Raw genomic sequence first — 18,700 nt, 5'->3', positions numbered from 1 at the left:
CGGGACGGGGGCCGGAGCCGCTCGCGGTGTGTGCGTGCCGAGCCGTCAGGCGGCCGCCTCGGACTCCTCGGCCGGCTTGCGGTGGCGGCCTCGCGGCGCCTCGGCACCGTCCTGGCTGGACACCGGTCCCCGGTGCCTGCCGTGGCCGGTCACCGTCTCGGATACGTCGGCGCCGTCGGCCTGCGTGGGCTGGGTCGTGCTGGCGTCGTTCATCGGAAGGAATTCACCCCGTCAACATGATCTTTCCTACAGCCGGGCGAGTGTAACCGGGACCCCGAGGGCCGGATCCAGGCGGCCGCGCCAACCGGCACTACTTCGTTACAAGCCGCGCCAGCGGGGCCTGTTGCAGCGGAACGGGACGCTGCGGGGAGGGAGCCGGGGCCTCCGGTTCCGGTGCCTCGGGCGGGCCCTCGACGGCCGGTGCGCGACGCGCGGAAGGCGGGGCGGAGGGCTCCCCGGGAGCGGGCTCCCGCGTCTTCTCCGACCGTGCGTCGCCGGTGTCCGGCGGTGCCGGAAGCCGGGCCACCCCGCACGGCGACTGGGGTGTGGCGCAGGGCAGCCGCAGCTCACCGTCGGCGGTCCACAGCCCGGCACCGGTCAGCCATCCCTCGGGCGCCGGAAGGTGGCGCACCTGCCGCTCGGCGGGCCGCCACACCGCCACCCAGCTGCCGAGCGCGCCGTCCACCCGCAGGGCCACCGCGCACCGTTCCGGCGTGAGCGCCTGGCCCGGCTGGATGGCGAACGGCGTCACCACGCAGTCCGGCAGCCGCAGGCACTCCGGGAAGCGCACCGGCAGCGTGCTGCCCAGCACCCCCCAGCCCAGCCGGTCCCGCCCGGGCGACGGCGCGTCCGAGCGGATCAGCACCAGCCCGCTGTCCGGGTCGGCCAGCAGGATCCGGTCGTCGCTGTCCGCGGCGATCTGCAGCAGCGGGGACACCTCGCCGTCCCGCTCCAGGTCCACCACGACCGCCTTGGTGCGCCCGCCGGTCTCCCGGTCGACGGCCAGTATCCGACCCGTGCGGTCCAGCCAGACGCCGCCCGAGCAGCGCCCCGGGATCTCGGCCAGCCGCTCGGGTCCGAAGGCCCCGCCCGCGACCTGCCACAGCACGGTCGAGCGGGCGCCGGTGGCGAGCGCGTAGGCCCGCTCGCCGCCCGGGGCCGGCGGCAGCAGCCGCAGCGCGGTGGTGTCCGCCGGGCACTCGACCGCGCCCAGCGGCAGCTCGCCGGTGCCGGGCCCGGTCGGGTACAGCAGGGAGAAGAAGTGCCGTCCGGTCGCCCTGCGGTGGACCAGGACCCGCCCGTCGCCCATCGGCTGCACCTCGGTACCGGGCTCCTCCGGCTGGTTGCCGGGCAGCGGCACGGCGTACGGCTCGGGGCCGTCCAGCGTCCAGCGCTCCGGGTACCAGCAATCGCCGCGGCGGGCGAGACGCGCGGCGTAGGCGCCCTCCGCGGTGATGGCGCAGCCCGCCGGTGGCGGGCCGTCGCTCCCGGGCGCCGCCGAAGGTTCGATAGCACAGGCTGTCATCGTTCGGTCACCTCCGGCGACGAAGCTAGTTTTCGTACGCACGGGCGGGGGAGCGGCGACCGTCCCCATCACACGTACGTGTGTCACAGGAACGATTCGCCTGAGGGGACGCGGAGGTCTGTGCTGTGCCGGTCCGGACGGCGGCCGGGGGCCCGCTGCGGGTACGACGGCGCAGTACAGGCAGGTAGCCTTGCACCCGTGCCCCGTCTGTCAGAAGTCATCGCCGCGCTGGAGAACCTGTGGCCCGCCGAGCGGGCCGAGTCCTGGGACGCGGTCGGCACCGTCGTGGGCGACCCGGACCAGGAGGTCTCCCGCGTCCTGTTCGCCGTCGACCCGGTCCAGGAGATCGCCGACGAGGCGGTGCGGCTGGGCGCCGACCTGCTCGTCACCCACCACCCGCTGTACCTGCGGGGGACGACGACGGTCGCGGCCTCCACCTTCAAGGGCCGCGTGGTGCACACGCTCATCAAGAACGACGTCGCCCTGCACGTCGCCCACACCAACGCCGACACCGCCGACCCGGGCGTCTCCGACGCGCTGGCCGGCGCGCTCGACCTGCGTGTCGTACGGCCCCTGGTCCCGGACCCGGCCGACCCGGACGGACGTCGGGGCCTCGGCCGCGTGTGCGAGCTGGAGCACCCGCTGACCGTCCGCGAGCTGGCCGCCCGCGCCGCCGAGCGGCTGCCCGCCACCGCGCAGGGCATCCGCGTCGCCGGCGACCCCGAGGCCGTGGTCCGCACGGTCGCCGTCAGCGGCGGCTCCGGCGACAGCCTCTTCGACCACGTGCGGGCGTCCGGCGCCGACGCGTTCCTCACCGCGGACCTGCGCCACCACCCCGTCTCGGAGGCCCGCGCCCACAGTCCCCTCGCGCTGCTCGACGCGGCGCACTGGGCCACCGAGTGGCCCTGGTGCGAGCTGGCCGCGGCGCAGCTCGACGAGATCTCCGACCGGGAGGGATGGGACCTGAGGGTCCACGTCTCCAAGACGGTCACCGACCCCTGGACCGCCCACGCGGCGTCCGCCCCGACCCCCGACGCAATGGGAGCCCCCAACTGAAAGCCGAGCCCGCCGACCAGATCCGACTCCTGGACGTCCAGGCCCTCGACGTCCGGCTCCAGCAGCTCGCGCACAAGCGCAGGTCCCTGCCCGAGCACGCCGAGATCGAGTCGCTGACCAAGGACCACACCCAGCTGCGCGACCTGCTCGTGGCCGCGCAGACCGAGGAGAGCGACTGCGCCCGCGAGCAGACCAAGGCCGAGCAGGACGTGGACCAGGTGCGCCAGCGCGCCGCCCGCGACCAGCAGCGCCTGGACTCCGGCGCCGTCACCTCCCCGAAGGACCTGGAGAACCTCCAGCGCGAGATCGCCTCGCTCGCCAAGCGGCAGGGCGACCTCGAGGACGTCGTCCTGGAGGTCATGGAGCGCCGCGAGTCCGCGCAGGAGCGGGTCGCCGAGCTGACCGAGCGGGTCGGCTCGGTGCAGGGCAGGCTCGACGACGCCGCCGCGCGCCGGGACTCGGCCGTCGGGGAGCTGGACGCCGAGGCCGCCTCGGTGACCAAGGAGCGCGAGGTCATCGCCGCCTCCGTCCCCGCGGACCTGCTGAAGCTCTACGACAAGCTGCGCGAGCAGCAGGGCGGCGTCGGTGCGGCCAAGCTGTACCAGCGCAGCTGCCAGGGCTGCCGCCAGGAGCTGGCGATCACCGAGCTGAGCGAGATCCGCTCGGCGGCCCCCGACACGGTCGTCCGCTGCGAGAACTGCCGCCGCATCCTGGTGCGCACGGCGGACTCCGGCCTGTAGGGGGCCGGTTCCGGTGGCGAGTGCGGGGCGGGTCCGGTGACGGGTGCGGGAGCGGACCCGGAGGCGGGTCCGGCACGGGAGTTCGTGGTCGAGGCCGACGGCGGGTCGCGGGGCAACCCGGGGCCCGCGGGCTACGGCGCGGTCGTGCTGGACGCGGCCACGGGGGAGACCCTGGCCGAGGCGGCCGAGTACCTGGGCGTCGTCACCAACAACGTCGCCGAGTACCGGGGCCTGGTGGCCGGGCTGCGCGCGGCGCGGGAGCTGGACCCGGACGCGACCGTGCGGGTCCGGATGGACTCCAAGCTCGTCGTCGAGCAGATGTCGGGCCGCTGGAAGATCAAGCACCCGGACATGAAACCGCTGGCCGCCGAGGCCGCGCGGGTCTTCCCGCCCGGCCGGGTGACCTACGAGTGGATCCCGCGCGCCGAGAACAAGCACGCCGACCGCCTGGCCAACGAGGCGATGGACGCCGGGGCGCGCGGCGAGCGGTGGTCGCCGTCCACGTCGACGGCGGACTTGGACACGGGGCGCTCCGCGGGCGGACGCACCGCGACGGACGGTGGCGCGAGGGCGGGCACCGGTACGGGTGCGGGGACCGGCGCCGCGAGTGCCGCGCGCACCGGGGCACCGGGTGCGGCCCGGCCGCCCGCCGAGCCGACGGTGCCTGCCGAGCCGACGGCGCCCGGCGCGACCGGCTCCGCCGCCGATCCCACCGCCGCGCGCGGTGCTTCGGCGTCCGACAGCGCCGGCATTCGTGGGGCGGAGGCCGACGCCGGTCCTCCCGCCGCGCGCGGTGACGCCACCGGGGCGCCCGGCCCGGCGGGCGGCCGTGGGGCGGGGGCCGTCGAGGGGCAGGCCGCCGTGGGGGGTGCTCGGTCCGCGTCCGATGGGTCCGCCGTGAGGGACGGTGCCGGAGCCGCTGGTCCGGCGGGGCCGGAGGCCGGCCCGCGCCCGGACGCGGCCTCGGAAGCCGCCGCCGGGTCCGGTGCGCCGGGCTCCGCCGGGTCCTCCACGTCATCGCAAGCCGCCGCCTCCGCCGACGTCCGGGCCGCGCGGACCGTGGCCTCGCCCGGCTGGGGGCCGCCCGACATGGGCGCACCGGCCACCTTCGTGCTGCTCCGGCACGGGGAGACCCCCCTGACCCCGCAGAAGCGGTTCTCCGGGAGCGGCGGCAGCGACCCCTCCCTGTCGGCCGCGGGCCGCGAACAGGCCGAGAAGGTCGCCGCGAGCCTCGCCCGGCGCGGCACCGTCCAGGCGATCGTCGCCTCACCGCTGGCCCGGACCCGGGAGACCGCCGGTATCGTCGCCGCCCGCCTCGGCCTGGAGGTCGCGGTCGAGGACGGCCTGCGGGAGACCGACTTCGGCGCCTGGGAGGGGCTCACCTTCGGCGAGGTGCGCGAGCGCTACCCCGACGACCTGAACGCCTGGCTGTCCTCCCCGGACGCGGAGCCGACCGGCGGCGGCGAGAGCTTCGCCGCGACCGGCGCCCGGGTCGCCGCCACCCGCGACCGGCTGGTCGCGGCGTACGCGGGCCGCACGGTCCTGCTGGTCTCCCACGTGACACCGATCAAGACGTTCGTCCGCCTCGCCCTGGGCGCCCCGCCCGAGTCGCTGTTCCGCATGGAGCTGTCGGCGGCGTCGCTGTCGGCCGTGGCGTACTACGCGGACGGCGGCGCGAGCGTCCGCCTGTTCAACGACACGTCCCACCTGCGCTGAGCCCGGCCGCCTCACGGGCCAGCGCCTCGACGCGCCCCCAGTCCCGGTCGGCCACCGCGTCCTTGGGCAGCATCCAACTGCCGCCGACACACCCCACGTTGGGCAGCGCCAGATACCGAGGCGCGGAAGCCGGGCCGATGCCTCCCGTCGGGCAGAAGCGGGCCTGCGGCAGCGGCGCGGCGAGCGCCTTCAGGTAGGCGGTGCCGCCCGCGGCCTCGGCCGGGAAGAACTTCATCTCCCGCACCCCGCGCTCCAGCAGCGCCACCACCTCGGACGTGGTCGACACCCCCGGCAGGAACGGCACCCCGGAGTCACGCATCGCCGTCAGCAGGGCATCGGTCCACCCCGGGCTCACCAGGAACCGCGCCCCGGCCGCCACGACCTCCGCGACCTGCTCCGCGGTGACGACCGTGCCCGCGCCGACCACCGCGTCCGGCACCTCGGCCGCGATCGCCCGGATCGCGTCGAGCGCGACCGGGGTCCGCAGCGTCACCTCGATCGCGGGCAGCCCGCCGGCGACGAGCGCCCGGGCGAGCGGCACGGCGTCCGCGAGGTCGTCGACGACCACCACGGGAACGACGGGGGCGAGATCCAGTACGGAGGGCAACGGTGAGCGCATGTCCTCATCGTGCCCGCACGATGCATCCTGCGCAAAGCGCGTTGCGCAGGATGCAATGAAAGGGAGGCGCCCTCACCGTTCAACGAAAGGGCGGCGTCCTCGCCGTTCGCTCAGTGGATCTCCGCCACCAGCACGTCCAGCGCCCACGGCTTCCCCGCCCGCGCGGGAGCCTGCGCCTCCACCTCGTACCCGAGGTCGCGCAGCGCCTCGACCAGCTCGGCCGGCCCCGCCGGCGCGCTTCCGGACGCCAGCAGACTCCGTACGATCCTGCCCTTGGTCGCCTTGTTGAAGTGGCTGACCACCTTCCGGGTCGGCGCGTGCAGCACCCGCACGGTCGCCGTCCGCCCCGCGACCTCGCCCTGCGGCTTCCAGGCCGCCGCGTACGCCGCGGACCGCAGATCGAGGACCAGCCCGTCCCCGGCCGCCGCCGGCAGCACCTCGGCCATCGGCGCCCGCCAGTACGCGCCCAGCGCCCCGAGCGCGGGGAGCTTCACGCCCATCGAGCACCGGTAGGAGGGAATCCGGTCGGTCACCCGCACAGCGCCCCACAGCCCGGAGAACACCAGCAGCGCACGGGCGGCCCGCCTCTTGGCGGCCGCGTCCAGGGAGGCCAGGTCCAGGGCGTCGTAGAGCACACCCGTGTAGATCTCCCCGGCCGGCCGTGCCCCCGCCGTGCGCAGCTCCGCGTTCTTGGCGACCTCACCGCGCAGGCCCTCGCTCAGTCCGAGCACCTCGCGCGCCTTCTCCTCGTCGCCGGAGCACAGCTCCACCAGCTCCCCGAGGACCGTCTCCCGGGCGGGGGTCAGCCCCGGGAGGGACAGCGACTCCGGCTTCAGCGGAGCGCCCCGGCCGGACGCGGCCTTCCCCTCGGACGGCGGCAGCAGGACAAGCACACGTACTCCTTCACATCGAGCTCCAGGGCCCCCGGTCAGGGTACGGCGTACCGGCCCGCCCCTCCCTCGCCCGGTCGACGGCCCGTACCAGCGCCGCCGGGTCGTCGGCGTGACAGCGCACGACCCCGACCTCGCGCCGGCGCCCGAAGAAGGCGACGTGGACGACCGGCTCGGAGAGTTCCAGGGTGACGGAGGTCTGTGAGCCCACGGCGAGGTCCAGCTCCCCGTCCGTCCGCTCGTGCGTCGCCCGCAGCTCCCGGCGCACGGACGCGATCCGCTCCAGCGGTATCGACACGTCGACGTGGACGGCCCGGCGGACGCGCAACGTCCCGGCGGCCGCGTCGAGGACGTGCGGCCGGACCACGGAGGCCGCGTGCAGGCCGATCACGATCAGGACCGTGTACACGTCCAGGACCAGCACCGCGTGGTGCACGGTCGGCCAGTCCCGCAGCAGCACGGACATCATCACGGACTCGATCACGCACACGAACGCGAAGCCGAACATCATGGCGCCCTGCCCCCGCGCGTACCCGAAGGCCGTCCCGCCGCCCCCGGTCCCATGGGTCCGCCGGACCGCCCACAGCCACAGGCTGCCCAGCAACCGCAGCTCGTGCCGGACCACGAGTCCGGGAACCGCCAGCACCCGGGACGCCCTCATGCCCGCCGTCCCCGGGCGACGATCCGCAGGGCCAGCCTGATCGCCTCGGCCTGCCCCGGCGCGAAGTCGGCGTACAGGGCGCGCAGGAAGGGGTGCCCGGGATCGAGGTCGACGTCCTCCTCGGGCAGCAGCTCCGCGGGCATGCACGCGGCGAGCACCCGGGCGGTCTCCGCCACCCGCGGATCGTCGGCGCCCGCGTCGGCCAGGTCGTCGAGCAGCGCGTACGCCCGCTGGGCCCGCTCCACCGCCTCCGGCGACCCCAGGGCGCCCCGGAGTGTCCCCAGCAGCCTCTCCCGGTCCTCCGGCGCCATCGTGCCCTCCATCAGCGCCAGCACCTCACGGTCCCGTACGGCCATGGGGGAGCCGGAGACGTCCCCCATCCCCGCGAACAGCTCGGCCAGCTCCGGCGAGACCGGGCCCTCGCTCGGCAGCCCGCCCTCCGCCTCCAGCAGCGCCCGCAGCCGCGCCCGGCGCTCCCGGATCGCCTCCTCCTGCCGCGCCAGATCCGCGTCCAGCTCCTGAAGCACCTCGGCGAGATCCTTCCCGGCCTCGTCCGCGAGCACGTCCCGCACCTCCGCCAGCCCGAGGCCCAGCTCGGTCAGCCGCCTGATCCGGGCCAGCACGACGACGTGCCGCAGGGTGTACGTCCGGTAGCCGTTGGCCAGCCGTTCCGGCTCGGGCAGCAGGCCCTGGTGGTGGTAGTGCCGCACGGTCCGCGTGGTGACGCCGACGGCGTCGGCGAGTTCTCCGATCCGCATGGCCCCCAGTAGAGACGTTGACGTTGCGGCAGGGTCAAGCGGAGGCTGTGCCGGGGGGTGGTGAGCGGTGGACGCGCGCGAGCAGGCACGGTGGACCAGGGCCCGGCTGGGGGTGGACGGTCCGCCCCTCGACCTCCTCACCGCCCGGTTCGACCGGCACGTCTACGCCCCGCACGCCCACGACGAGTTCACGGTCGGGGTGACCGTGGGCGGCCTGGAGGTCATCGCCTACCGGGGCGGCCACATCCACTCGGGGCCCGGGTCCATCGTCGTCCTGGAACCCGGCGAGGTGCACACCGGCGGCCCGGCGGCCCCCGAGGGCTACTCGTACCGGGCCCTGTACGCGGCCCCCGCCCTCCTCACCGACGGAACCCGCGCCCCCGCCGCCCTCCCGCACTTCCGCGAACCCGTCCTCGACGACTCGGAACTCGCCGCCGCCCTGCGCGCCGCGCACACGGACCTGACCCGCTGCCCCGACCCCTTGGAGGCGGAGTCCCGTCTGCCCTGGCTGCTCACGGCCCTCGCCCGGCGCCACTCCACGGCACGGGCGGCCGACGACACCGTCCCCGGCGCCGGCCGCATCGCCCGCGTCGTACGGGACCGCCTCGCCGACGAACTCCTCGCCCCGCCGTCCCTGGCGGCCCTCGCCACCGACCTCGGCCTGTCCCGCTACCAACTCCTGCGCGCCTTCCGTACGGCGACGGGGTTGCCCCCGTACGCCTGGCTCGCCCAGCACCGGGTGGCCCGGGCCCGCGGGCTGCTGGAGACGGGCCTGCGCCCCGCCGAGGTGGCGGCACGGGTGGGCTTCGCCGACCAGGCGCATCTGACCCGCTGGTTCCGCAGGGTCCTCGGCGTGACCCCGGCGGCGTACCGCAACAGCGTTCAAGACGGCGCCCCCTGACCGCGCCGAGACTCGCCGTATGACTGCACGCGGCTGGTTTCTGTTCTCCCTGATGGGAGTGGTCTGGGGCGTCCCCTACCTGCTGATCAAGGTGGCGGTGGACGAGGTGTCGCCGTCGGGGGTGGTGTTCGCCCGCTGCGCGCTGGGCGCGCTGCTCCTGCTCCCCTTCGCGCTGCGCCGACCGGGCATGGCCAATACCGTGCGGACGCACTGGAAACCGATGCTGGCCTTCGCGGTCATCGAGATCGTCGGCCCCTGGTACACCCTGACCGACGCCGAACGCCACCTCTCCAGCTCGACGGCGGGCCTGCTGATCGCGGGCGTACCGATCGTCGGCGTCCTGCTCTCCCGCTTCTTCAGTGCCACGGAGTCGCTCGGCCCCCGTCGCGTCACTGGCCTGGCCCTCGGTCTCGGCGGCGTCGGCGTCCTCACCCTCCCGCACCTGACCGGCGGCGACGCCCTGTCCCTGGCGGAGGTCCTGGTCACGGTCGTCGGCTACGCCACGGCCCCCCTGATCGCCGACCGCCACCTCAAGGGTGTCCCCACGCTGCACCTGATCACCCCCTGCCTGGCCCTGGCCGCCCTCGTGTACGCCCCCGCGGCCGTCGCGTCCCGCCCCGCCGCCCTGCCCTCGGCCGGCGCCCTGACCGCCCTGGCCGCCCTCGGCGTCGTCTGCACCGCGGTGGCCTTCGTGGCCTTCCTGGAACTGATCAAGGAGGCCGGCCCGATCCGCGCCTCGGTGATCACGTACGTCAACCCCGCGATCGCCGTCGCGGCCGGCGCCGTCTTCCTGGACGAACCCCTGTCCGCGACCGTCCTGGCCGCCTTCGCCCTGATCCTCACCGGCTCGGTCCTGGCCACGGCCGCCGCGCCGAAGCCCCGCTCACGGCGGGTACCATGGTCGGCACGGCAGACGAGCCGGGCGGACGGCCGCGTGGAGTCCCTTGCGGGACTTCCCGAGGAACGTCCGGGCTCCACAGGGCAGGGTGATGGCTAACGGCCACCCGGGGTGACCCGCGGGACAGTGCCACAGAAAGCAGACCGCCCGGGACCTCGGTCCCGGGTAAGGGTGAAACGGTGGTGTAAGAGACCACCAGTGCCCAGGGCGACCTGGGCAGCTAGGTAAACCCCACCCGGAGCAAGGTCAAGAGGAGCGCCGTGAAAAGCGCTCTGCGCGGACGATCGAGGGCTGCCCGCCCGAGTCCGCGGGTAGACCGCTGGAGGCCGGTGGCAACGCCGGTCCTAGATGGATGGCCGTCGCCGGCGGGACCGCGAGGCCCCGCCGGAACAGAACCCGGCGTACAGCCCGACTCGTCTGCCGCCAACCGCTGATGACTGGAGAACGCGGTGGGCAGGGGCCCCTTCTAGCCGGATCGAAGGCTTTGATCGACGCTGATCCGTACGGTTCGAACTGGACCTCACGGCAGCCATCCAGCTAGCCCACGGGGGGCATGTTCTGCAAACTGGGCTGCGGCGGTTCTCCAGTATCACAGTCCGGCTCACCCGAACGCGAGACGCCCGGGAAAGGTACGGAAGCGGCGGGGAGGTGGCGGGAACTCGGGAGGTGTAAGCCAGACGCTGGAGCTGACGGGTTATCATCCCTCTGAGCCTGGCTCGGTGTGGTGGCAGGCGGTTCGGGGGAGTGGATGACATTCGCACAACCAAGGCGGGTAGGTTTCCCATCTTCAGCCAGAGCGCCGCGGTTGGCGATTCTGCGTCCTGACGAGGATTTCCTTCGTCTGCTCAAAGCGGACCACACCAAGGAGAGGTCCTACTCCCAATCCTGCCGTGACTGGCCCGAGGTCAAATCACACCTCGCGATCCTCCTCGCTCCGGCTCAGGAGCAGGGTGACGAGGCCGGCGGGAAGCAAACGGAGCGGATCTGGGGGCTGGGTATCGTACGCCCCGCTCGTGAGACCGATCGGGACCGGAAGGTTGTCGTCACCCGAGCACGAAGTCTCCGAGGTGTGGTGCCAGTCTCTGGACTCTGCGGTGTCGACGAGGAGCAACGGGCCGCCCTTTCCGCGTCGTTGCCCGTGAGCGGTCCTGTCACGGTCGGCACAGACACCGTTTTCACCAATCTCCAGCGCATTTCACCCGATGTCGAAGCCGAAGTCCAGAGGCTGCTGCCTCTGCTCGACGATGCGGAGGGTGAGAGCCCGGGGGAACTTCGCTGGCGTGACGAGCGCGACGCCCTTCTGCTCTTCGCCAAGATAGCCGGGCTGGCCCCGAGTGATTTCTCCGAGGTACGTCTGTGGGACAGAGCAGCCGCCAAGGCAGCCTTCATCAGTGGGCTCATCGGGACCACGGTCCAGCCGATGCTCGACGACATCCGTGGGCGGGCAGCGACCGAATTTAGTGACAGTGGCGAGACCGTCGTCCGGGCGTTTGCGCGTCGCGGAGGAAATCGAAGTCATGACTTCGAGGTCACGTCGATCACTGGTCAACGGGTGCTCGATGGCGGTGAGGGCTCCCTTGATGCCTACTACTACCATGTCCAGACCCGGACTCTCGTCATACTGCATTACGCACGCTCCGGCCCCAACGGGCTGTTCCCACTAGAGGCCCGGCAACGCCTGGACGAGTTCCACGATCGAGTAAACCGCGCGCCGAGACGCCTCTTGCGAAGCGCCGATGACTACAGCCTGCTGAACGACCCCCTCTTCCTCCGCGTTCATGAACCGGTGCCTTTCACCGCCGCACTGCACCGGACGAGTCCCGGTGCGATCTATCCCTACGGCCAGATCGCCACAGCCATTTCATCCTCGAAGGGCACCGATGGCACAGGCCTTCCAGTGGAGGCGCTCACCCGCCACCTGGTACCGACCGACTTCGCTCGGTTGGTGCGCGACGGCTGGTTCGGTGCACGGGGCGTGCCCTTCGACATGGTCTTGGACTGGGTGAAGGCCACGATCGACACAGTCGGTGTCGCTTTGATGGTCGTGGATTTCAACCTTCGGCAGCGCGGCAACGGCTCAGGAATTAAGACACGGCTCTAGGCCACGAAGAAGACACCTCCAGCGGAAGGCAAGGTCTCATGGCCACCTCGGGCGCGGAAACACCTCGCCAGGTCATTCAGGTACGCGAGCAACTGCACGAGACGTTCGACGGGGTGATAGACGACAGCGACATCGCGCACTTCCGAGGCGGCAACTACGAACAGCGCTTCCTCTCGCGTGCTCTCGCGGCCCTCGCGGTGAGACGTGTAGGTAAGTGCAGTGTGACCGAGGCGGCCCGGTTCGTCACGGACGGCATCGCGGACCAGGGACTTGACGCCATCGCCCCACTGCCGGAGAGCGGGCTGGCCCTGCTCGTTCAGGCGAAGTGGAGCGACAAGGGCACGGCGACCTTCGACGTCGACGCCGCGAAGGCGATGGTGGACGGCCTGAACCGGATCGAGAACGAGCTGTACGATCAGTTCAACCAGCGTGCCGGTGCACTCGCCCTGGAAGCCAGGCCGTTCATCATCAATGAGAGGGCCACTCTGCTCATCGCGTTGATGGGTACCGTCGAGCCCTCGCCACCGGCCCGTGAGGTTCTCGACAACGCTCTCCACGAGTTCAACAGGCATGGTGCTCGCCTGAACGTCCAGGTGCTGTACGCCAAGGACTTCCATGACCAGATCCATGCGGAACTACGGCCGAAGCCCATCCAACTGAATGTACGCCTCGACGACTGGTACCAGCAGAAGGGACCACTTGAGGCGTTCCAGGGCACCGTCTCCGCCGAGAGTGTTGCCGAGTGGTACGAGACGCACGGTACCGGCCTGTTCGAGCAGAACCTCCGGGCCCCGCTCGGAACCACCCTCACCAACGCGGAGATCGGCCACACCCTGACATCTGATCCCACCAGGTTCTGGTACCTGAACAATGGCATCACTATGATCTGTGACTCGCTTACGGCGAACCACGACAGTGCCAGGTCACCGCAGAGCAGGCCGACCACCCTCGCCGTGAGCGGGGCGAGCATCGTCAACGGCGCCCAGACGGTACGGGCCGTTGCCAGGGCCATGCATGACGAAGGGGAGACAGCGGCCAACGCCAACCTGAGTATCAAGGTCATCGCCACCCAGGGAAATCGGGACTTCGGCGTACAGGTCTCACAGGCGGCCAACCGGCAGAACGCCATTGAGCAGCGGGATCACATCGCGCTGGAACCCGTGCACCAGGCCATCAAGGCCAACCTCCGCGCCGAACTGCGCAAGCAGTACGTAATCAAGCGGGGTGAACCGGTTGCCGCACCCGAGACCGGCTGCTCATTGGACGAACTCGCCCTCGCCCTTGCGTGCCTGCATCCGGACGCCGAGCAGGCCGCCCGGGCCGCTAGTTCCACGGACAACCTCTGGGAGCAGGGACCCAAGGGCAGTCACACCGTGCTGTTCCAGCGCGAACCGTCTCCGCAGAAGGTATGGCGTTCCGTGCTCACACTGCGCGCAGCTCGGAGTGCCGTCTATGAGCTGGGCAGTGGGGAGAACAGCCGCGAGGCGGCGACCGCAGAACACGGCAGCTTCCTCATCACCCATCTGCTCTTCCAGCATCTCGGGGGCGCAAGCATCGACGACCCCGACTTTGACTGGGACAGTGAGGTCCTAGAGAAGATCCCTGTCCTGGTACCGGATCTGGTGCGCCGGCTGACGCACCAGATCATCACTCATCACGGACCGCGTTCCCAGATCCGGACCGCTTTCCAGACCGGCGAGACGTGCCGCGGACTGGCGAAGAACGTCCTTGCCGATCTGGCTGAGGGCGTGGCTCTCCCGGCACCTCCCGTGAAGGAGCGCAAGCCGCGCCGTCAGAACACGGTGCCGTTGCTGATCGATCGCCGTGTCCTCAAGGACGGTACCCCCCTACAGTATGTGGCTATGAACGAGTCCGAACGTAAGGCTATGGAGGAATGGCTCGTCGAGGATGAAGGGCGGCGCCAAGCAACCTGGGTCAATCACCGGACCAAGCCGATCCTGTGGGCGTACGACAAGCAGCAGTACGCCCCGTCCGGGCTGGTGTCGAAGATGTGGGCGGACGCCGACTGGGACGAGCGGCCGGTGTCCAATCAGGGAACGGCTCGGTGGTGCATCCCGGACGGCCGCAGCCTGTGGGACCTGGCACAGCGCATCCACAGGGCAGAGGCTGAAGAGGGTGACGACGAGGGCTGACGGCATCGGTGGAAGGTTCCCCCCCCCCGGGCGGCGCAGTCAAATGAGGAGATCAGCGATCTCGCGGGTCTGCTCGTGGTCCTCTCCCGAGCAAGGTGCGCATCTGCTCGTGAAGGCCATCGAGGACGCGCCCCCGGCCTCGGTGCGACGGCTCTGAGAGGAGCAGGTTGCCGATGTTGACGCAGGTCCGCAGCGGCTTCCGGGCCCTCGTCGTCTGCGTCGGACAGGACCTCCAGAACGTCCTGGGATTCTCGCAGGGCGGCGGTGGCTTGGCCGAGGTTGGCCCGGTAGTGAGGCGGCGCGCCGCTGGAACTCCAACCGGTTGCCGCTGGACGGCTCGCTGTCCGGGCGTAGACGGCGACCAGTGCTTCGAATCCCGGCAGGGTGCGCCGGAAATCCTCACCGCCCATGAGGACCACGGCGCGCTGCCCCGCATGGCGAGTGCTCGGGGATTGTGGGCGCCGAGCGTGGTGGGGCCGTAGCGATCACCGCCTTGAGAAGGTCTACGGGATCTGCTCGGGCGGCACCCAGCGATTTGTGCCGATCAGGTGGCCGTTCAGCACCTCGACCGTGCCGTCTGCCGATATCGGGACGTTGTCCGACTTCTGGTTGCGGCCCTCGATTGGGATCGCGTGAGCGTACAACCTGGCCGATGCGCGCGAGCGACGGGTGAAGGCTTTCGCCTGCGCGGACGATGTGACGACGTCGAGCTTGACGGCGACGTCCCGGTCGGGAACGGCGTCGTAGCCGCGCCAGACCGTGCCCATGCCGCCGGACTCGATCACCTCGATCAGTACGCAGGCCCTGCTTGCCGACTCTCCACCCCTGCGCCACGCGTCGCGCCCCGTAGCCCTGATATCTCGTCAGCCGGTCGCGGTACAAACAATGTCAGTACCGCCCGATACCAGGGCAACGGTGTGGAGACCTGCGACTTGTTGCATCCGGAAGATGCTCGGGTCATGGTGAAGCGGGCCAAGAGTCCGACGCGCTGAGCCGTCTGTTCGGCCAGGCCGTGGTCGCCGTTCAGGCTTCGCTACACGCGCCGGAGGCCGTGGACGGGTTCGCCAAGAAGCTGGCCGCGGCGCGGCCCGGCAGGGCTCTGTAGGACGGTTTTCGGCCGTCGAGGATCGTGTTCGCGCTTCTTCTGGCGGGATCGGCCGAGGTGACAACCCTGCGTCAGAGCCGCTGTAAGGCGCGATGCCGTCTTACGTAGCCACGCAAGAGCACGGCTTGCCTGATTGCACAGGTCAAAGCGCAGTGGCGACTCTCCCCGGCGTACAGCCCGACTCGTCTGCCGCCCCTCTTCCCCCGCCCGCCCCGAGCACGGGACGGGCCCCGTCCGCTACCCGGCCGCCCGCTGCTTGGCCAGGCGCTGGCGGCGGGCCTCGTAGAGGACGACCGAGGCGGCGTTCGACGCGTTGAGGGAGCTGGCCGAGCCGGTCATCGGGATGCTCACCACGTGGTCGCACGCCTCGCGCCAGGCCGCGCTCAGCCCCGTGGTCTCGTTGCCGATCAGCAGCAGCACGGGGCCCGTCAGGTCGAGTTCCGAGACGTCCGACTCGCCGCCCTCGTCCGTCCCGACCACGGCCACCGGCCGCCCCTGGGCGCGCTCCCGGCCGAGCCAGTCCACGACCTCGCGGTGCGACTCGCCGCGCACCACGGGCACGGCGAAGAAGGAGCCCGTGGACGCCCGGACGGACTTGGGGTCGTAGGGGTCGGCGGCGTGTCCCGTGACGATGAGACCGTCCGCGCCGAAGGCGTCGGCCGACCGCACGATGCTGCCGATGTTGCCCGGCTGCGTCGGCCGGTCGAAGACCAGGCCGAGGAAGGCGTCGTGGACCCTGATCCGCGACAGGCTGTCCGGCGCCATCTCGACCACCGCGAGGACCTCCGCGGCCCCCTCGCTCTTCTCGCTCAGCTCGGCCAGCAGCTGCGGAGCCATCGCCACGCGCTCGGCACCGGCCCGCCGCAGCAGGTCCTCGGCCCAGCGGGAGAGCGGCCGGTCGGCGTCGTAGAGCAGCGACCGCACGGTCCAGCCGTGCTCCACCGCCATCGTGATCGGACGGACGCCCTGGACCAGGAACTCCCCGGCCCGCCCGCGCTTGGTGCGGTTGTGCAGCAGCGTCTGGAGCTGCTGGAAACGCGCGTTGCGGGTCGTGATGCGCTGGACTGCCACCCGGTCCTCCGAGCCTGGGACGATCATTGCGAACCGGGTGGTCCGAGGGGGAGCCGAGCACCGGGCACCCCGAAGGGTACCCGGGCGCGGCGTCACCCGAAGGCCGGCATGATCCGATCGTGGATCAGCCGCAGCTGTGCGTCCACGTCCGCCGCCTCCGGCAGGTCCCGCCCCGTGAACGCCTTCACCAGGGCGCGGTCGGTGATCGCGCAGATGACGTGGTTCACGCCGCTGGGGGCGATGTCCCGTTCGATCCTGGCCAGGCACTCCTCGGGCGTGCCCGCGACCGAGAGGCGCTCGGCGACGGCCGGGGTGGTGAGTTCGATGCCGCGGGCCAGGTCGCCGGCGCCGATCGCGTCGATGACCGGCTTCAGCTCGGCCGGGTCGACGCCGTTGCGGAGCAGTTGCTCCTCGGGCATCGAGGAGGCGTAGATGCCGACCATGCTGCGCGCCGCCTCCCTGGCGGCGGCGGAGTCGGGGCCGGTCGCGAAGACCACCCAGGCTCCGATGTCCAGCGAGCGCCAGTCCTTGCCGGCGCGCTCCGCGCCCGCCCGGATGTGCCGCACCGCGTAGTCGTATGCCTCGCGGGTGTAGCTCAGGGCGTGGTGGCAGCCGTCCGACAACTCACCGGCCGCCTCGAAGGACTTCGGCCCCCGCATCGCGCCGAGCTTCAGCGGCAGCCGGTCCTGGACGGGCCGGGCGAACGTGAACAGGCCGTCGTAGGAGAAGAACTCGCCGTCGTGCGTGATCGTGCCCTCGTCGAGGAAGGTGCGCATCACGTGCAGGGCTTCCTTGACGCGGGAGAGGGGCTTGGTGCGGGCCCAGTCGATGCGGTACTGGGCGAGCAGGCCGAAGTTGCCGCTGGACAGGACGCCTTCGGCGCGGCCGCCCGAGAGTTCGTCGAGGGTGGCGAGGGCCTGGGCGATCAGGGTCGGCTCGCGCAGGGTCACGGGGGAGACGCTGGGGCCGAGCCGGATGCGCTCGGTGCGTCCGGCGGCCGCGGCGAAGAGCAGCCAGAGGTCCTTGTGCCAGGTCTCGTCGGCAGCGTAGCAGGCGTGGAAGCCGAGTTCGTCGGCGAGCCGGATCGATTCCAGGGACTGTGCCAGGGGGTAGTCGGGGAGCATCGCGTAGCTGAACTTCACGAGCGCCAACCTCCGTCGGGGACAGCGGTGTTCTGTCCCACCGAGGATGTGAGTCCGCGTCGCGGCTGTCCAGGGAGTAGGGGATTCGAATGTTTCGGATGTCTTCACCGTCCTTTCCGGTGTACTCGGTGGGAGCTCCCTTGTCGATGTGTGAGGTGCCTGCACATGGATGGCTTGGGCTGGGGTTTCTTCCATTCGACTCCCCCTTGAGAGCGCCGAAGGTTTCGAAATGTTTACCGAAACTGTTGACGCTTGATGGGTGCAGGTCAACACTGGCGCCGTTGTCCGAACCCCGTAGGTCCGCGCAGGACCCTCCGGAGAGGAAGCACCCCCCATGAACCTGCTCGTACAACCGAGGCGTCGCGGCGGCGGGCCCGTCTCGCTGCTCGTCAAGGCCGCGTGGGCCGTCGCGCTGGCCGCCCTCGCCGCGATGATGCTGCCGGGCACCGCCCGGGCCGGCACGGTCGTCACGACCAATCAGGAGGGCACCAACAACGGCTACTACTACTCGTTCTGGACCGACAGCCAGGGCACCGTCTCCATGGACATGGGCTCCGGCGGCCAGTACAGCACCTCGTGGCGCAACACCGGCAACTTCGTCGCCGGCAAGGGCTGGAGCAACGGCGGACGCCGGACCGTGCAGTACTCGGGCACCTTCAACCCGTCCGGGAACGCGTACCTGGCCCTCTACGGGTGGACGTCCAACCCGCTCGTCGAGTACTACATCGTCGACAACTGGGGCACCTACCGGCCCACGGGCGAGTTCAAGGGCACCGTGACCACCGACGGCGGCACCTACGACATCTACAAGACGACCCGTTACAACGCCCCCTCGGTCGAGGGCACCCGCACCTTCGACCAGTACTGGAGCGTGCGGCAGTCCAAGCGGACCGGCGGCACCATCACCACCGGCAACCACTTCGACGCGTGGTCGCGGGCCGGGATGCCGCTGGGCAGCTTCAGCTACTACATGATCATGGCCACCGAGGGCTACCAGAGCAGCGGCAGCTCCGACATCACGGTCGGGGGCACCGGCTCCGGCGGGGGCGGCGGGGGCGGTGGCGGCGGCGGGTGCACCGCGACGGTCTCCGCCGGGGAGAAGTGGGGCGACCGGTACAACCTCAACGTCTCGGTGAGCGGCGCCAGTGACTGGACGGTGACGATGAACGTGCCGTCCCCGGCGAAGGTCATGTCGACGTGGAACGTCAACGCCACGTACCCCAGCGCACAGGTGCTCACCGCCCGGCCCAACGGCAGCGGGAACACCTGGGGCGCCACCATCCAGGCCAACGGCAACTGGACCTGGCCGTCGGTCTCCTGCAGCGCGGGCTGACCCGGTCCCGGAGGAGAGAGGAGGAGCCGCT

The 18,700-nt window shown here is 71.5% G+C and carries 16 protein-coding genes, 1 other RNA gene and 1 pseudogene; 9 read left to right on the top strand and 9 right to left on the bottom strand.

What is annotated here, in order from left to right:
• Window positions 1-45: 45 nt before the first annotated feature.
• On the bottom strand, window positions 46-213 hold the full coding sequence (locus ACFZP7_RS11065; RefSeq protein ID WP_019326218.1) for a hypothetical protein: 168 nt from the start codon (window positions 211-213) through the stop codon (window positions 46-48).
• 97 nt (window positions 214-310) lie between these two features.
• The gene (locus ACFZP7_RS11060) at window positions 311-1,525 is read right to left on the bottom strand and encodes a hypothetical protein (protein WP_385634319.1); all 1,215 of its coding nucleotides are present in this window, start codon (window positions 1,523-1,525) and stop codon (window positions 311-313) included.
• A gap of 198 nt (window positions 1,526-1,723) precedes the next feature.
• Between ACFZP7_RS11060 and ACFZP7_RS11055 the strand changes: the two genes are divergently transcribed.
• Genes ACFZP7_RS11055 through ACFZP7_RS11045 form a run of 3 tightly spaced genes read left to right on the top strand, consistent with a single transcriptional unit; the run spans window position 1,724 to window position 5,037 of the window.
• Window positions 1,724-2,581, top strand: coding sequence for a Nif3-like dinuclear metal center hexameric protein (locus ACFZP7_RS11055; protein ID WP_046250761.1), 858 nt, complete (start codon window positions 1,724-1,726; stop codon window positions 2,579-2,581).
• A complete protein-coding gene (locus tag ACFZP7_RS11050; protein WP_029393495.1) occupies window positions 2,578-3,321 on the top strand; it encodes a zinc ribbon domain-containing protein in 744 nt (247 codons plus the stop codon). The genes ACFZP7_RS11055 and ACFZP7_RS11050 overlap by 4 nt, the downstream gene beginning before the upstream one ends.
• A gap of 36 nt (window positions 3,322-3,357) precedes the next feature.
• Window positions 3,358-5,037 (top strand): bifunctional RNase H/acid phosphatase, encoded by a 1,680-nt coding sequence (locus ACFZP7_RS11045; protein WP_385634318.1) that lies wholly within the window; start codon window positions 3,358-3,360, stop codon window positions 5,035-5,037.
• Here ACFZP7_RS11045 and eda read toward each other — a convergent pair.
• The 4 genes from eda to ACFZP7_RS11025 form a co-directional block, all read right to left on the bottom strand.
• Window positions 5,012-5,656 carry a bifunctional 4-hydroxy-2-oxoglutarate aldolase/2-dehydro-3-deoxy-phosphogluconate aldolase gene (eda, locus tag ACFZP7_RS11040; RefSeq protein ID WP_029393494.1) on the bottom strand — a complete coding sequence of 215 codons (645 nt, stop codon included), beginning with the start codon at window positions 5,654-5,656 and terminating at the stop codon, window positions 5,012-5,014. The genes ACFZP7_RS11045 and eda overlap by 26 nt on opposite strands.
• 110 nt (window positions 5,657-5,766) lie before the next feature.
• Window positions 5,767-6,549: a peroxide stress protein YaaA gene (gene yaaA / locus ACFZP7_RS11035; protein WP_019326212.1), complete on the bottom strand. Its 783-nt coding sequence runs from the start codon at window positions 6,547-6,549 to the stop codon at window positions 5,767-5,769.
• A gap of 10 nt (window positions 6,550-6,559) precedes the next feature.
• A complete protein-coding gene (locus ACFZP7_RS11030; protein ID WP_371847088.1) occupies window positions 6,560-7,207 on the bottom strand; it encodes a hypothetical protein in 648 nt (215 codons plus the stop codon).
• Window positions 7,204-7,965 carry a MerR family transcriptional regulator gene (locus ACFZP7_RS11025; RefSeq protein WP_030979006.1) on the bottom strand — a complete coding sequence of 254 codons (762 nt, stop codon included), beginning with the start codon at window positions 7,963-7,965 and terminating at the stop codon, window positions 7,204-7,206. Before ACFZP7_RS11025 ends, ACFZP7_RS11030 begins: the two co-directional genes overlap by 4 nt.
• A 67-nt stretch (window positions 7,966-8,032) precedes the next feature.
• On the opposite strand from ACFZP7_RS11025, the gene ACFZP7_RS11020 reads away from it, so the two are divergent.
• From ACFZP7_RS11020 to ACFZP7_RS11000, 5 genes and pseudogenes are all read left to right on the top strand, one after another.
• Complete coding sequence (locus ACFZP7_RS11020; RefSeq protein WP_385634317.1) at window positions 8,033-8,866, top strand: AraC family ligand binding domain-containing protein; 834 nt, start codon at window positions 8,033-8,035, stop codon at window positions 8,864-8,866.
• A gap of 19 nt (window positions 8,867-8,885) precedes the next feature.
• A pseudogene (locus tag ACFZP7_RS11015) lies at window positions 8,886-9,713 on the top strand (DMT family transporter); the annotation flags it as partial.
• Window positions 9,714-9,780: 67 nt separating this feature from the next.
• Window positions 9,781-10,184: RNase P RNA component class A (gene rnpB / locus ACFZP7_RS11010), an RNA gene on the top strand.
• Between the two features lie 385 nt (window positions 10,185-10,569).
• Complete coding sequence (locus ACFZP7_RS11005) at window positions 10,570-11,865, top strand: hypothetical protein (protein ID WP_385634316.1); 1,296 nt, start codon at window positions 10,570-10,572, stop codon at window positions 11,863-11,865.
• Between the two features lie 38 nt (window positions 11,866-11,903).
• Window positions 11,904-14,018, top strand: a complete 2,115-nt coding sequence (locus ACFZP7_RS11000; protein ID WP_385634315.1) for an AIPR family protein — start codon at window positions 11,904-11,906, stop codon at window positions 14,016-14,018.
• Window positions 14,019-14,521: 503 nt separating this feature from the next.
• Here the strand turns inward: ACFZP7_RS11000 and ACFZP7_RS10995 are convergent.
• From ACFZP7_RS10995 to ACFZP7_RS10985, 3 genes are all read right to left on the bottom strand, one after another.
• Window positions 14,522-14,803 (bottom strand): hypothetical protein, encoded by a 282-nt coding sequence (locus ACFZP7_RS10995; protein WP_385634314.1) that lies wholly within the window; start codon window positions 14,801-14,803, stop codon window positions 14,522-14,524.
• 557 nt (window positions 14,804-15,360) lie between these two features.
• Entirely contained in the window at window positions 15,361-16,221 is an 861-nt protein-coding gene (locus tag ACFZP7_RS10990; RefSeq protein ID WP_193448857.1) for an RNA methyltransferase, read from the bottom strand.
• Window positions 16,222-16,286: 65 nt separating this feature from the next.
• A complete protein-coding gene (locus ACFZP7_RS10985; RefSeq protein WP_385634313.1) occupies window positions 16,287-17,336 on the bottom strand; it encodes an LLM class flavin-dependent oxidoreductase in 1,050 nt (349 codons plus the stop codon).
• A gap of 334 nt (window positions 17,337-17,670) precedes the next feature.
• Between ACFZP7_RS10985 and ACFZP7_RS10980 the strand changes: the two genes are divergently transcribed.
• Complete coding sequence (locus ACFZP7_RS10980; RefSeq protein WP_031020118.1) at window positions 17,671-18,669, top strand: glycoside hydrolase family 11 protein; 999 nt, start codon at window positions 17,671-17,673, stop codon at window positions 18,667-18,669.
• The last annotated feature ends 31 nt before the right edge of the window (window positions 18,670-18,700 follow it).

Source organism: Streptomyces sp. SudanB5_2050 (assembly GCF_964272335.1).
Taxonomy (GTDB): domain Bacteria; phylum Actinomycetota; class Actinomycetes; order Streptomycetales; family Streptomycetaceae; genus Streptomyces; species Streptomyces rochei.
Note: the sequence above shows the minus strand (reverse complement) of the source record. Positions and strands in the feature narration are given on the sequence as shown.